Origin of the sequence: Frigoribacterium sp. CFBP 8751, from assembly GCF_014841545.1 — a bacterium.
GTDB lineage: Bacteria > Actinomycetota > Actinomycetes > Actinomycetales > Microbacteriaceae > Frigoribacterium.
In genome coordinates, this window is record NZ_JACYUB010000002.1 from 240,490 (window position 1) to 255,866 (window position 15,377).

A 15,377-nucleotide genomic window follows, 5' to 3' on the forward strand; every position below is an offset into this window, starting at 1 on the left:
CATGAAGGGCATCATCCTCGCCGGCGGATCCGGCACACGCCTCTGGCCGATCACCAAGGGCATCTCGAAGCAACTCATGCCGATCTACGACAAGCCGATGGTCTACTACCCCTTGTCGACTCTCATGATGGCCGGCATCAACGAAGTGCTCATCATCACCACGCCTGAGTACAACGAGCAGTTCCGTGCCCTCCTGGGTGACGGTGGTCACCTCGGCATGCGAATCGAGTACGCCGTACAACCCTCTCCGGACGGCCTGGCACAGGCCTTCGTCATCGGCGAGGAATTCATCGGCGACGACAGCGTCGCGCTCGTCCTCGGCGACAACATCTTCCACGGAGTAGGTCTCGGGTCGAACCTCAAGAAGAACGCCGACGTCGAAGGCGCCACGATCTTCGCCTACCACGTGTCCGATCCCACCGCCTACGGCGTGGTGGAGTTCGACGAGTCCTACAGGGCGGTCTCCATCGAGGAGAAGCCGGCCGCTCCCAAGAGCAACTTCGCGGTCCCCGGCCTGTACTTCTACGACAACAAGGTCGTAGAGATCGCCAAGACCATCGAGCCCAGCCCTCGGGGCGAGCTCGAGATCTCGACCGTGAACGAGCGTTACCTCGACGCCGGGGATCTCCAGGTCCAGGTCCTCGACCGGGGCACGGCGTGGCTCGACACGGGGACGTTCGAGTCGATGATGCAGGCGTCGGAGTACGTCCGGGTCATCGAAGACCGCCAGGGCCACAAGATCGGTTGCATCGAGGAGATCGCCTGGCGAAACGGATGGATCGACGACGAGCATCTCGCCGTCCTCGCGGCCCCGCTCGCCAAGAGCGGTTACGGCGTGTACCTGCAGAAACTGCTCGCCGCGGGCTGACAGCGGCCTCGGTATGAGACCGGAGGGGGGTCCCCGTGCGGGACCGCCCTCGGCTTCACCGGCGTGTCACCCACCACGATCGTGCGGCGAGTCCGATCCGGAGGGCCAGGCGAAGAGGCGCCAACTGTCGTGAACCATAACGCCGGGTCAGGAACAGGGCCGCACTCCGGTGGTGTTCGCGTTCCATCACCGCGCTGTTCTGCGCCGTGCTGTGAGCTCCCGTGTGGGTGACCACCGCGTCGGGGACGTAGACGTTGGACCACCCGGCACGGCCGAGGCGGGCGCCGAGGTCGACGTCCTCGAAGTACATGAAGTAGGAGTGGTCGAAGCCTCCGACGTCCTCGTAGGCCTCTCGTCGGACGAGAAGGCATGCACCGGAGAGCCAACCGGCCTCGCGTTCGTGTTCCGTGTGTCGCTCGGCCTTGTAAGACCTCGACCAGGGATTCGAGGGCCAGACCCGTCCGAAGACAGCATGGCCTACCCCGGTTCGCAGGGACGGCAAGGCCCGGGCCGAGGGGTAGGTGTCACCGTGGGCATCCAGGATGCGGGGCCCAACCGCGCCAGCGTGCGGCAAGCGGTCGATGGCCACGACGAGTTCGTGCACGGCCTCTCGGGCCAGCACGACGTCTGGATTGGAGATGAGGACGAGATCGACGTCAGGCGGGAGCGCCTGGATCGCCGCATCGACTCCTGCGCCGTATCCGTCGTTGTTCCGTCTGCCGACGAACACAGCGCCGTGCTCACGAGCGATCTCTTCCTCGGCTCGGGCGTCGGTCGAGGCGTTGTCGGACACGGCCACCTCGATGCGAGACACCTCGGTGGCCTGACGGGCGGCAGGAGCGACGCTGTCGAGGAATGAACGAAGTGTCTCTCCTGAGTTGTGGGTGACGGTCACGATTCCGAGAACGTGAGTCATGCAGCGTCCTCGTAGGCGGTGACGTGGACCTCGGCACAAGCAGCCCAGGTGAAGCCTGCCGCCCGCGCGATGCCTGCCCTGCCCAGGGCGGCACGACGGTCGGGATCGTCGAGGAGGGTGCGGAGTGAGGCGGTCAAGGAGTCGACGTCCGTCCGGCTGTAGGCGACGGCCTGACCGCCCACCTCGGGAAGCGCGCTCGCATCGGTCGTCAGGACGCACGAGCCACAGGACATGGCTTCGAGCACAGGCAGACCGAAGCCTTCGGCTGAACTCGGATAGGCGACGACGGTGGCGCCACCCAAGAACGCCGGCAGTGATGCGAACGGGAGATACCCGACTTCACGGACACCGTCGTCCGGACCCAGTCGGTCGAGTGCGGCTGACGCGTCAGCATCCCAACCTCGTGCGCCCGCGACGACGAGGTCCGGCACGTTCGACGCACCCCGCTCACCGCGTAGTCGCGCATGCGCCGCGAGCAATGCTCCGACGTTCTTCCGGGGCTCGATCGTCCCCAGGAACGCGAGCCACGGCCGCCCAGGCGCAAGACCGAGGACGTGGCGGACCTCGTCGATCTCTTCACCGGTGGGGGGTAAGAAGGTCTTGTGATCTACGCCGTGGTGAGCGACGGACACCGAGGCACGTCCGGAGCCGACGAATCGTAGCAATTCGGAAGCCGTCGAGTGACTCGGGACGATGCACACGAGACGGCATCGGAGGGAGGCTCTTATCCAGAAGGAGAAGAAGGCACGCTTGAGTCGTCCGTGGCTCGCCGGGTCGCTGAAGAAGGTGGCATCGTGGATCGTCACCACTCTGTGTCTGGCCCAGAGAGGAAAGGTGTAATGGGGCGAATGCAGGGCCCGAGCACCCGACCGGATGCGAAGCCACGGCAGGCAGAGTTGCTCCCACGCGAATCGGAACGGTTTGACGTCGACGAAACGAGGAGCGGTGATGACGTCGGCATCGGGAGCCAGCCGGCGGAAGTGTTCTTCGTGCTCACGTCTGACGACGAGGGCGAAAGATCGGTGGCTCTCGGTGAGGCCGACGACGAGCCCCTCGAGATATCGGCCCACACCGCCCAGTTCGGACGGGACGGCCGTTCCGTCGATCAGGACGGACACGGACTTCGACAAATGGACCCCTCACGCAGACTCGGCCGCGACAAGCATATCGAAGACCGCCAGGTACTAAGGTCGGTCCGGTGACCGCTCCGCATCCCGACCTGCCCCGCGTCCTCATCGTCATCGGCGAACCCGTCTCCGAACGCCTCGCCGGCCCTGCGATCCGCGCGTGGGAGATCGCGACCATCCTCCACGACGAGGGGCACGCGGTGACGGTCGCTTCCCTTCGCTCGGTATCCCGCTCGACGGACGACTTCCATGTCGTGGAGTTCACGCCGGAGAATGCCGAGGCTCTCGTGGACGCGCACGACATCTTGTTGTTCCAGGGCGGTTTCTACGCCAGCATGCCGTGGCTCCGGGACAAGCCCCAGGTCCAGATCATGGACCTCTACGACCCCTTCCACCTCGAGTTCCTGCATCGGCAACACGGAATGGACAAGCGTGAGGTCGACCGGGTGTTCGCCGAACTGACGACCGAGCTGAACGCACAGCTCTCCCGAGCCGATCTCGTCCTATGCGCGAGTACTCGTCAGCGCGACCTCTGGATCGGGCAGCTGGCGGCATTGGGCAGGGTCCGTCCGTCGGTCGAGGACGTCGAGGACGACGTCATCGACGAGCTCGTCCGCATCGTGCCTTTCGGGGTGCCGGACACTCCTTTCGCGCCGACCCGGCATGCTCTGCGCGGAGTCGTGCCCGGGGTGGGTACCGACGACTTCGTCCTGATCTGGGGCGGTGGCATCTATGACTGGTTCGATCCGCTCACGCTCATCCGGGCCGTCGACGTCGCGAGGGCGGAGATCCCACAGATCCGCTTGTTCTTCCTCGCCAAGGTGCATCCGAACGCGGGCATCGACGGGCACGCCGTTCCCGATCAAGCAGTGAGTCTCGCCAAGGAGCTCGGCATCTACGGAACGCATGTCATCTTCAACGAGGACTGGGTGGCCTATGACGATCGAGCCTCGTATCTTGGCGACGCAGACCTCGGCGTGACCACCCACCCCGTGGGACTCGAGACACGATTCAGTTTTCGGACCCGGAACTTGGATTACATCTGGGCTGGACTGCCCCTCATCACGACCGAGGGTGACGTCTTCGAGGACCTCATCGTCCGACACGGATTCGGGACGACGGTCAAGGCCGGAGACGTCGAGGCATTGGCGTCCGCCATCGTGGCGGCTGCCTCGGACGACGATCTTCGCGCTCGCTGGTCGCGTGCCGCCCGAGACCTGGCCGCCACGATGACCTGGCGCAAGAACCTCGCACCCCTGGTGTCGTTCTGTCGAGATCCTCGTCGAGCCTCCGTCGATCCGTGGAACCTCGTGACGGCGCCACCCCCCGTGGTCGCCCGCACTCGCGTGGACGACGTCAAGACGTTCGTCACCCTCCTCAGGGCAGGGGGTCCGGCGCTCGTGGCGGAGCGTGTCCGGGACCGCAGACGCCGCGGCGCCCTGGCTCGACTCGTTCCTCTCGACGCGAACCCTGAGCAGACGCCGCCCTCGGACTGATGATCGGCGGCCTGCGGCGTCGTCCTGCCGTCACTGCGGTGCGAGTCCCGTGGCGTCGAGGACCGCATCGCGGTCCACCGTGGCCTCGTCGTCGAACCGTCGGCGTTGCCTGAGCGTCGCCGGAACTGCCTGCAAGAATCCGACGAGCCCGCGTCCTCTCCAGACGGCCTTGCGCCCCGATGCGGAATCCCTGATGCCAACCAGTGCGTCCAGAGCGAGGCGAGCGGCCGTGCGGAGCAGCGCACGACGCACCATGCCCCATGGCGCGTGCCTCAGGGCGACGACGAGGCGGTTGCGTGTGTTCGTCACGACGAACAGTTCACTGTCCGCTCCTGACGACGAGGCATGCCGGTGAAGCGCGATGGCGTCTCGTACGTACCGGATCGTCCATCCTTTCCGCCTCAGCCGCCAGCTCAGGTCGGTGTCCTCGTAATACATGAAGAGGCTCTCGTCGAGCAAGCCGACGTCGGTGACGGCACGCGTCCTCAGGGCGCAGGCCCCGCCGCAGAAGCCGAAGACGTCGGGGGGAGAATCGGTCGGGTCCGGAACGAGCCAATCCCGGTCACCACCGTTCGCACTGGCGTCGAGCACGTTTCCCGTGGAATTCGTGAGTCTGCTCGTCCCGTCCTCTTCGAGCAAGAGGAGACGAGCAGTCGTAGCGCCGAGCTCAGGGTCGCCGTGGAACGGTTCGATCAGATGATCGACGAACCCCGGAGTAGCGAGGGCATCGTTATTGAGGAGGACGACGATGTCCGCGCTCGTCCGGGCCAACGCTGCGTTGACCCCTGCGGCGAATCCGCCGTTCTCCGAGAGGGCGATGAGGTCCACCCAGGGAAACTCGTCCGCCAGGCGTTCGGCTGATCCGTCTTGAGACCCGTTGTCGACGACGGTTACCTTGCGAGAGGGATCGACGACTTCAGGACGAAGCGAGTCGATGCACGCCGTCGTCAGGTCGTACCTTTTCCAGTTGACGACGACGATCTCGACGGTGGGGAGTGAGGGGGGGTGCGACACGGACCGCCTCAGAAAGAGAGCGTCGCTGCGGCACCGACCGGGCCGTAGGTCTTGACAGGCGACTTCACCGTGAAGGTCGCTCCGTCGGTGAGACGATGCAGCTCTTGACCTCCTGTTCCGAAGACGGCGCTCGTCACTCGGTATTCTCCGCTGCCCAGGTGGGCATCGGACAGGGTGAACCGGACCGTACGTCGACCCGAGAGCTCCGGAACCGTCACCGGGAGGACGCTCGAATGGGTCCCGACCACGACCTGACCGAAGGGATTGTCCACGTGGACGCCGATGCCCCAGTCCGTCAGACGGGTACGAGCATCGACGGTGATGTCGATCACGAGGGGTTTGTCGGCTTCCACGATGATCTGTTCGCCGGTGTCGCGGCCTCCGACGGAGATGCTCTCGACACGAGCGATCTGGAAGTCCTTGACCTCCACCTGATCAGCGACGATGCGCTCCTCAGCCGCATCGGTAGCCGTCTTGAACCCCGAGCGGAGGACGCTGACGGCGTCGATCGGATCACCGTCGAAGACGACAGACCCGCGGGCGAGGACGAGGGCCCGCGAGCAGAGGTCGGTGATCTGGTTGAGGGTGTGGGTCACGAGGACGATGGTGCGCCCCTCGCGTTGGAACGAGGCGATCTTGTCGAGGCACTTCTTCTGGAACGCTTCGTCGCCCACGGCCAGTACCTCGTCGACGAGGAGGAGGTCCGGGTCGACGTGCACCGCGACGGCGAAGGCCAACCTGACGTACATTCCGCTGGAATAGAACTTGACCTGGGTGTCGATGAATTCTTCGATGCCCGAGAACTCGACGATGTCGTCGAAGTAGAGATCGGTCTGACGTCGACTCAGGCCCAGGATCGAAGCGTTCAAGTAGACATTTTCGCGGCCTGTCAGGTCACTGTGGAACCCTGCTCCGAGTTCGAGGAGCGCAGCCATCCGTCCCCGGCGGACGACCGACCCGCTGGTCGGCTGGATGATGCCCCCGATCGCCTTGAGCAGCGTGCTCTTGCCCGAGCCGTTCGGTCCGATCAGGCCGATGGTCGACCCGGCGTCGATCTCGAGATCGATGTTGCGCAGCGCCCAGAAATCCTCTCGGTGGACCTTGCCACGACCGAGGCTCACGAGACGTTCCTTGACGCTCTTGTCCTTGTGGAGGATGAACCTCTTCGATACGTCGTGGACCTGGACGATGGGGACGATTTGGGATGACATCAAAGCTCCTGAGCGAAGTTGCCCTGCAACCTCGAGAAGACGCGCTGGGAGATGAACAACAGGACGAGACCCACGAGGCCGGCGACGACCATCCGGGTGAAGAGGTTGTCGGGAGCCGTGCCCGGCGTCCCCGCCGACCAGAACGCTTCCTGGAATCCGATGACGGCAAGTGTGACGGGATTGTTCAGGTAGACCTGCACGAGCCACCCCGGCAGGTGGTTCTGGACCTGGGTCCAGGAGTAGACGATCGGCGAACCCCACATGACGAGCATGAGGATGACCTCGACGAGGTACTGGATGTCCCGGAGGAAGACGTTCAATGCTCCGAGCAGGAGCCCCAGGGCCACGGCGTAGACGAGAACGAGGACCAGTCCCGCCAGACCGTAGAGCAGATGGGGGCCGAAGCGGAGCGACTGCGTCACGAGGGCCGCGATCAGGAGGATCACGAACTGGATGGCGAAGTTGAAGAGGGAGGAACCGACGCTCGACAGGGTGAAGACCTCGCGGGGAAGGTAGACCTTCTTGACCAACCCGGCATTGGCGACGATGGACGCCGTGCCCGCGCCGACGATCTCCGAGAAGACCGTGTAGACGGTCAGGCCGGCGAAGATGTAGATGGCGAAGTTGGGGATGTTCCGCGCTGCGCCGAGGAACTGTCCGAGGACGACGTAGTAGATGAACAGTTGGGTGAGGGGCCGCGCCAAGCTCCAGAGGAAGCCCAGGGTGCTGTCTTTGTAGCGGGCTTTGAGTTCCCGTTTCGTGAGCATCCCGAGGAGCTCCCTGTGGGCCCAGATGTCACGAACCGACGACGTGAAACCCGAGAGGAAAGTTCCTGTGGCCCCGGCGTCCTGCCAATCGGTCTTCTCGAGACGCCGTAGGCGCTCGCTGGCCACATTCTTCGCATCAGCCATGTGTGTCGCGGCCTCCAGCCGATACGGGTGCGTGGGTCCGGTCGAACCACCCGTAGACAATACAATAGACATCTTCGCCCGACGGAAAGGACCGTGCTCATCGTCAGGATTCCGACATGGGCTGGCGCCAAGCGCCGCCTCATGAGGGGACGCATCACCCTCGGACAGAAGCTCCTCCGTGATCAGGCAAGGCTCGAGACGAGCCACCGGACCCCATCCGATTTCCGTGGTTGGTCGTCTCGTCGATCCACCAGCCGGTTCGTGGGATTCCCGGAACACTGGAGGGACGCGGAGCGCCCCCCGGAGACGGGGCGGCCGTCCTTGGTCGTGGTGTTGCACGTCCATTACCCGGATCTCGTCCCACAGATCATGGACAGGCTCACCGCCGTCCCGGAGCCCTTCGACCTCGTCGTCACCGTGACGGAAGGCGTCGACGTCGACATCCCGTCCGCGGCGGCTGGCCTGGACCGACTCCGCAGCGTGATGGTCCTCCCGGTCGAGAACCGGGGGCGGGACATCCTCCCCTTGGTGTCCGTGGTCAACGCCGGGCTGATCGACGGGTACGACGCGGTCCTGAAGGTGCACACGAAGCGGTCCGCGTGGCGGGCCGCCCATTCCGAACTCGCGGGCTCGGGGGAGGCCTGGCGAGACGGGCTCCTGCAATCCGTGCTCCCCTCGATCGAGGCGTGCGAGCGCATCCTCCACTCGATCCGGAACACCGGTGCGGGAGTCGTCACGGCCGGTGACTCCATCGTCGGACCCGAGCACTGGGGAGCCGACCACGGCCTCGTCGTGGACCTCCTGCGTCGAGTCGAACTCGACGACCTCGTCATCGACCTCCGCTTCGCGGCCGGGTCGATCTGGTGGGCCGACGCGTTCGTCGTCCGCGGGTTGCGAGCGTTCCGCTTTGACCGTGAGGACTTCCCGGATGAGGACGGTGCCGTGGACGGAACGACGGCGCACGCCATCGAGCGGCTGCTGGGAATCATCTGTGTCGAGAGCGGTCTGACCGTGTCGGCCACGGATGAGCTGGCGAGCACGGAGGGCGACACCGGACGCCGAGCCAGGATCGTGCCGTTCTACCTCCCCCAGTTCCATGCGTTCTCCGAGAACGATCGTTGGTGGGGCAAGGGATTCACCGAATGGACGAACGTCGCGCGGGCCGTCCCCGACTACGAAGGTCACGCTCAGCCGCTCCTTCCCGGCGAGTTGGGCTTCTACGACCTGTCTCGAGACGAAGTTCGGGATGCGCAGCACACCCTGGCTCGACGAGCCGGCGTCTCGGCTTTCATGTATTACCACTACTGGTTCGCCGGCCGCCGACTCATGGACATGCCATTGGCCCGCCTCGCCGACAGCGACTTGCCCGAGGGATTCTGCGTCATGTGGGCGAACGAGGACTGGACCCGCACCTGGGATGGTCGAGGGGACAGCGTCCTCATCGCCCAGGATTACGACGCGGCACCCGCCGAGGACTTCATCGAGCACCTGTTGCCGCTGATGCGTGACGACCGATGGCTCCGGATCGGTGGCGCTGCCGTCCTGGCCGTTTACCGCCCCGCTCACCTGCCCGACCACAGGGCGGCCTTCGCCCACTGGCGGCGGAGGGCCGACGAGGCCGGCGTGGGGCCCTTGCACCTCCTCGGTGTGGACGTCGGGGCGGTGTTCGAAGGCCTGGGCTCGGACGACCTCGCCGGCTCCGGACTCGACGGATTGATGGGTTTCCCACCCCACAATCACGAGTGGCACTGGCAGGAACGAGGCGGACTGGGTGTGCGGCCCGAATTCGAGGGCCGCATCCTGAGTTACCGCGGGATGGCGGACGGAGCCGTCTCCCGACTTCGGCTGCCCGAGGGATACGGCGACGTCGTTCCCACGGTCATGGCAGGTTTCGACAACACAGCGCGGCGGCAGTTGGCTCCGGACATCTGGTACGGAGCGAATCCCTTCACCTTCCGGCGCTGGCTCGACGAGGCCGCACGGTCCGCCGTCCGTGTGTCGTCAGGGGACCCCGTCGTGTTCGTCAACGCCTGGAACGAGTGGGCCGAAGGTGCAGTGCTCGAGCCTACCGAGAAGTTCGGCGCGACCTACTTGGACGCCGTGGCGTCGGTCGCCCACCCACGGACCTGACCGCCTCTCACGAGGTCGTACGACCGGGCCACCGCTACACTCGACCGACGCGATCTACTGGGAGAAGACACATTGCTGCACCGCTTCAGGGTTTGGGCCGTATCGACAGCGCGAGCGCGACTTCCGATCAACTCACGCGGTCGGGGCATCGCCATCGCCAGTTTCCATACGTACAAGGGTGCTCGGGCGTTGGTCAGTGATGCCCGCACCTTGTTCGAGAAAGTACCGCAGGGCAAGGCCGGTCTGGACTCCTACAAAGAGTTCCTGGCGCAACAGAAGCGTCTTCCCCACGCTCCGGCCGACCTCGTATCCCAGACGACCTTCGCGATCGTCGTCGAAAGCCGCGGAGATACTGCCGATGCCAAGACCGTCGCGAGTGTCCGGGAGCAGCACGGCAACACGCGCGCATCGTCGATGGTCGTGCCACAAGGCACGTCCCTCGAGACCGTCCTGTTCCAGACAGACGCCGACTTCGTCTTGTTCCTCCGGGGCGGCAGCCAACTCCGGTCACACGCCCTGACAGACCTGGCCAAGCAGCATCGAGTCGATCCGGCGCTGGAACTGATCGCCTTCGACTCGGACCACGTCGGGAAGAACGGTTCGCGTCGCGACCCGGTGTTCCGCCCCCAATGGTCGCCCGAGATCCTGTTGGGCGCCAACTACCTCGATCGTGCCTTCGCCGTCTCGCGCCGAGCTCTTCTCAGATCTCCCCGGTCGGACGTCTCGGACACGGGCATCTGGAGGATGCTCCTCGAGATCGACCTCCCGACCCGGGCCGTGGGACTCATCTCGCGTGCCCTCCTCAGCGAGCCGATCGACATGAAGTCCTTGCCCGTCCGTCCGCAGGACGCGACGATGGTCCGCGACGCCCTCCACGCTCGCGGTGAGACGTCGGTCGTGGCAGTCAAGTCCGGTGTCACCCGCGTCCTCTTCGAGCCCGATGCCTGGCCGACGGTCTCGATCGTCACACCGACCCGACACGGGCGTTCCAACCTCGAGCGCCTCCTCCCGAGCCTGGCGAAGACGGACTACCCCGCCGACTTCGATTTGACGATCATCGACAACGGTCGCGAGAGTCCCGAGAACGTCCAGTGGTACGCCGAAACCGAGTTCTCCGTCAGCCCAAACGTCATCTGGTGGAGTGAGACGCCGTTCAACTACTCTCGCGTGAACAACGTGGCCGTAGCCGCCACGGCCGGTGAGGTCGTGGTGATGTTGAACGACGACACGGAGATCGTCGATCCCGTGTGGCTTCGCGAGATGGTCGGACACCTCATGCGGGAGGGAGTGGGCACAGTCGGCGTACAACACCGACAGGCCGAAGGCTTGATCCAGCACGGCGGCGTGACGATCGGGCCCAACGGATTCGCCGACAACACGTTCGCGGGCATGACGCCCGGCGACGACTCCTTGATCGGTTCGACGCGCTGGTACCGCAACAGTCTCGCCGTCACCGGGGCATGTGTCGCCATCCGACGTTCCGATTTCGAGGCCGTCGGCGGTCTGGACGAACGCTTCATCTTGTGTGGCAGCGACGTCGTCCTCGGACTCGATCAGGTCATCGCCGGACGGCGCAACGTCGTGATCCCCTTCGACACCGTCAGACACTACGAGTCCATCACCCGAGGGTCCTCGGTTCCCATGGAGGACTTCTACGCCAGCTACTGGCGCTACCACCCGTGGCTCCAGAACGGTGACCCGTATTCAAGTCCCAACGTCTCTCGCCTGTCCGCGATTCCTCGTTTCGCGAGCACCAGGGACGTCAAGCCCGTTCAGCTAGCTTTCGCGGTCATGGGACGGGCCTACACGAAGGTCGCCCAGAGTGGTTCGATCTCCGAGGAGGCCCAGTCGCTCCTGGCCACAGCCTCCGTCTCCCGTGCCCACGTGGAACGAGTCGTCGAATCCCACCGATCCGTCTCGGGCTTCGCGGACGTCAAGACCATTAACTGGTTCATTCCCGACGTCGACATGCCGTTCTTCGGCGGGCTCAACACAGCGTTCCGCATCGCCGACAAGCTCTCGCGTGATCACGGGGTCAAGCACCGCTTCATCGCCTTCGCCCAGCCGAACCATGCCTACATCTCGTCCGCCATCGCGGCAGCCTTTCCGAGCCTCGCCGACGCCGAGGTGATGTTCTACGACGGGTCTCAAGAGCAGATCGACGCAGTTCCCGCTGCGGATGCAGCCGTGGCGACGCTCTGGCTGACGGCTATGCACGTGGCCAAGTCGACGTCGGCCCCGCGCAAGTTCTACCTCATGCAGGACTACGAACCGGGCTTCTACCCGGCGAGCAGCATGTATGCGATGGCCGAAGAGAGCTACAGGCTCGGGCTCTACGGGATCTGCAACACGTCGAGCATGCACGACATCTACCGGTCCTACGGCGGTAGCTCGATGTACTTCACGCCAGCCGTCGACAGGGGCATCTACCATGCGGAAGGTCGGCGAACGAAGGCCCCGGATGAGCCCATCACGATCTTCGCCTATGCCCGTGACCACTTCCGCAACTGCTGGGAGCTCGTGTTCGCCGCGTTGACCGAGATTAAGCGACGGCACGGAGACCGGGTCCGCATCGTGGCGGCGGGTGCCAGGTACCTGCCGAACAGCGCCGACTTCATCGACATGGGTCTGCTCGACTACCGGGCCACGGGGGCCATGTATCGAGAGACGGACATCGGTCTCACCATGCAGATCTCGAGGCACCCGTCCTACCTTCCCCTGGAGCTCATGGGGAGCGGTGTGCCCATGGTCGCTCCCGACAGCGCGTGGTTCACGTGGCTCTTCGAGGACCGTCGGAACTCGCGACTCACCATGAGGACCGTCGATGACATCGTCGAGAACCTCGAGGCGCTCATCCTCGATGCCGAGGCGAGGCGCGCCATGTCTCACGAGGCGCTCGAGACCATCGACTCCAACCACAACTCGTGGGACGACGCTCTCGCCGGCATCTTTGATTACCTGACCGATCCGGAGGCTGACAGGAACGCCTGAGAGGCAGCTCGTTCGTGCACGCCCCCTGACCCCCCGATTGGGGTGGTCGGGGGGCGTTGTCGTTTGATAAATCCTTTAGTCTTGTCACATGTGCTGAGGCTGAATGCCTCCTGGCGGGAGGTTGAAGCTGCCGACCCGGGTGCAGGACCCGCGTTCGACTAAGGCGAGAGGCCCATCCATGACCCATCCGTTCCTCCGAGCAGGTGCCTTCCGTCTGGTGGCGTCGGCGGCGTCGCTCTTGATGGTGGTCTCCGCTCTGGTCGTCCTGCAGCCGGCGAGCCCGGCCAGCGCCGCGTCCTTCGACGCCGGAAACATCATCAGCGACCAGAACTTCTACGACCCCAACGCGATGTCACAGGCGCAGATCCAGAGCTTCCTCGAAGCCCAGGTGCCTTCCTGTGGAAACGGGAACTGCCTCAGGTCGAAGCGGACCGACACGTCGTCGCGACCGGCTGACGCGATGTGCGCCGCGTACTCCGGGGCCGCCGGCGAACTCACGTCCCAGATCATCTTCAAGGTCCAGCAGGCCTGTTCCATCAGTGCCAAGGTCCTACTCGTCACCTTGCAGAAGGAACAGACCCTCATCACGGCCACCGCACCGAGCGACGCCCGCATCGATCGGGCCATGGGCTACGCGTGTCCCGACAACCCTGCTCAGCCCGGTTACTGCGACCCGGCCTATGCGGGCCTGTACAACCAGCTCTATCGGGCTGCTTGGCAGTTGAAGAGGTACGGCAATCCGGCCGGCACCAGCAACTACTTCACGTGGTACCCCGTCGGACAGGTCGCGCAGGTCCGTTATAACCCGAACGTGTCCTGCGGTAGCAGCGGAGTCTTCATCAGCAACAAGGCGACCGCGGCGCTGTATTACTACACGCCTTACCAGCCCAACGCCGCAGCTCTGGCCAACCTCACCGGGACGGGCGACGCGTGCTCGGCCTACGGCAACCGCAACTTCTGGCGTTTCTACACGTCGTGGTTCGGGGCGACCACGGGGCCGACGAACCCCTTCGGGAGCGTCGACGTGGTCGAGGGGGGCGCTGAATCGGTGAGGATCGCCGGCTGGGCGGTCGACCCGGATGCCCTGGGTCAGTCCCTGGACGTCCACGCCTACGTCGACGGCGCCTGGGGTGGGTCCTACAAGGCATCCAAGGCGCGGACGGACGTCGCTGGTGCGTATCCGGGCGCAGGCTCGGCGCACGGATTCGACGAGACGATCCCTGTGCCCGGCGGGGGGCACGAGATCTGCCTCTATTTCATCAACGTGGGGGCTGGAGCCAATTCGTCAGCGGGCTGTTTCAACTTCGGAGCGGTGTACGTCTCTCCCATCGGCAACCTGGAGTCGATCACGGCGGCCGGTTCGACGGTGACCGTCGGGGGATGGGTGTTCGACCCGGACGTCGCGTCCCCGGTGACGGTCCGTGTCGACGTCGACGGGGTCAGGAAAACCAGTTTAGTTGCGGACGCCTCCCGGCCCGACGTCGCCTCCGCTTATCCGGCCTACGGATCGCGACACGGCATCGCGGCGACGTTCCCCGTGGACCCCGGGCAGCGTGAGATCTGTCTGACAGCGGTCAACATCGGCGCAGGATTGGATCGCTCCCTCGGTTGTGCGACCGTCACCATCGTCGCGGGGCCGTCGGAGAAGGGGCGCGTGCCCGAGGGGAGCGTCGAGGTGGCGGAGGGCCTGCCGACCGGTCTCCGGATCAAGGGATGGGTCGTCGACAGAGACACCACCAACCCCGTGACGCTGCGCGTGACCGTCGACGGTGTCCAGCAGCCTGCGGTCGTCGCGGACAAGTCGCGACCCGACGTGGGGTCCGTCTTCCCTGGGCTCGGCGATTCCCACGGGTTCGACGTGACCCTGGACACCACGACGGGCAGCCGCACGGTCTGCGTCGTCGCTGTGAACTCCGGTTCGGGGGGCGACAAGGATCTCGGGTGTCGCACGGTATCGGTTCCCACCATCGACAAGGGTCGACTTCCGACGGGAAACTTCGAGGTCGCCACTGCCACACCCGGCTCGATCCGGGTGGCCGGCTGGGCGATCGACCCGGACACGTCCGCGTCCCTCGACCTCGTCTACAGTGTCGGGTCCACGACGGTCGCAGGCAAGGCCGACAAGCGCCGCGCAGACGTGGCCGCGATCTACCCGGCCTCGGGGCCCCTCCACGGCTTCGACGACACGCTCTCGGTCCGATCGGGATCTCAGCAGGTGTGTGTGACGGCCCGGAACACCGGAACGGGGGGCGATTCGTCACTGGGGTGCAAGGCGGTCACCGTCCCCAAGCTCCTTCCCGTCGGGAACCTCGAGGTCTTGAGCGGCGGGAAGGGGGCCCTGACCCTGAAGGGTTGGGCACTCTTGCCTGGCAAGACGACCACCGTCCCCGTGCACGTCTACGTGGATGGTGCGGGATCGGCTCATTCCGCCGACACGTCGCGCCCTGACGTCGCGAATGCCTACCCGGGAACGGGACCGGCGCACGGATTCCAGATCACCCTTCCGGCGACACCGGGCCCGCACCAGGTCTGCAGCTATGCCATCGACGAGCTGGAAGGCGGCTACCACCAAGCCTTCGGCTGCCGCACCGTCGTCGTCGACTGACACTCGACTCCCTTCGTGAGGCCGGTCCCGATGACGGGACCGGCCTCCGTGCGTCCGAGCGATCGTCGCTAGGATCTTCAAGGCGCCGTCGCGTCGCAGATCGAGGGA

10 protein-coding genes are annotated in these 15,377 nt (G+C 65.3%); 5 read left to right on the top strand and 5 right to left on the bottom strand.

The window, feature by feature from the left end; genetic code table 11:
- The first annotated feature begins 1 nt into the window (after position 1).
- Positions 2-868, top strand: coding sequence for a glucose-1-phosphate thymidylyltransferase RfbA (rfbA, locus tag IFT88_RS06975; protein WP_192119686.1), 867 nt, complete (start codon positions 2-4; stop codon positions 866-868).
- A 55-nt stretch (positions 869-923) separates the two neighbouring features.
- Here rfbA and IFT88_RS06980 read toward each other — a convergent pair whose 3' ends face one another.
- Complete coding sequence (locus IFT88_RS06980) at positions 924-1,784, bottom strand: glycosyltransferase family 2 protein (protein WP_192119688.1); 861 nt, start codon at positions 1,782-1,784, stop codon at positions 924-926.
- Positions 1,781-2,902, bottom strand: coding sequence for a glycosyltransferase (locus IFT88_RS06985; RefSeq protein WP_192120168.1), 1,122 nt, complete (start codon positions 2,900-2,902; stop codon positions 1,781-1,783). Before IFT88_RS06985 ends, IFT88_RS06980 begins: the two co-directional genes overlap by 4 nt.
- 80 nt (positions 2,903-2,982) lie before the next feature.
- Between IFT88_RS06985 and IFT88_RS06990 the strand changes: the two genes are divergently transcribed.
- Positions 2,983-4,407 carry a glycosyltransferase family 4 protein gene (locus IFT88_RS06990; RefSeq protein ID WP_192119690.1) on the top strand — a complete coding sequence of 475 codons (1,425 nt, stop codon included), beginning with the start codon at positions 2,983-2,985 and terminating at the stop codon, positions 4,405-4,407.
- A gap of 30 nt (positions 4,408-4,437) precedes the next feature.
- Here IFT88_RS06990 and IFT88_RS06995 read toward each other — a convergent pair whose 3' ends face one another.
- The 3 genes from IFT88_RS06995 to IFT88_RS07005 are packed head-to-tail and all read right to left on the bottom strand — an operon-like array spanning position 4,438 to position 7,399.
- Entirely contained in the window at positions 4,438-5,421 is a 984-nt protein-coding gene (locus IFT88_RS06995; protein ID WP_192119692.1) for a glycosyltransferase, read from the bottom strand.
- Between the two features lie 8 nt (positions 5,422-5,429).
- A complete protein-coding gene (locus tag IFT88_RS07000) occupies positions 5,430-6,632 on the bottom strand; it encodes an ABC transporter ATP-binding protein (protein WP_192119694.1) in 1,203 nt (400 codons plus the stop codon).
- Complete coding sequence (locus IFT88_RS07005; protein WP_249408869.1) at positions 6,632-7,399, bottom strand: ABC transporter permease; 768 nt, start codon at positions 7,397-7,399, stop codon at positions 6,632-6,634. Before IFT88_RS07005 ends, IFT88_RS07000 begins: the two co-directional genes overlap by 1 nt.
- Before the next feature lie 171 nt (positions 7,400-7,570).
- Here IFT88_RS07005 and IFT88_RS07010 point away from each other — a divergent pair, with 171 nt between their 5' ends.
- The 3 genes from IFT88_RS07010 to IFT88_RS07025 all read left to right on the top strand — a co-directional run bounded on the left by IFT88_RS07010 (position 7,571) and on the right by IFT88_RS07025 (position 15,269).
- The gene (locus IFT88_RS07010) at positions 7,571-9,673 is read left to right on the top strand and encodes a glycoside hydrolase family 99-like domain-containing protein (protein ID WP_342212095.1); all 2,103 of its coding nucleotides are present in this window, start codon (positions 7,571-7,573) and stop codon (positions 9,671-9,673) included.
- Between the two features lie 855 nt (positions 9,674-10,528).
- Positions 10,529-12,664 (top strand): glycosyltransferase family 2 protein, encoded by a 2,136-nt coding sequence (locus IFT88_RS07020; RefSeq protein WP_192119700.1) that lies wholly within the window; start codon positions 10,529-10,531, stop codon positions 12,662-12,664.
- A gap of 178 nt (positions 12,665-12,842) precedes the next feature.
- Positions 12,843-15,269, top strand: coding sequence for a hypothetical protein (locus tag IFT88_RS07025; protein ID WP_192119702.1), 2,427 nt, complete (start codon positions 12,843-12,845; stop codon positions 15,267-15,269).
- The last annotated feature ends 108 nt before the right edge of the window (positions 15,270-15,377 follow it).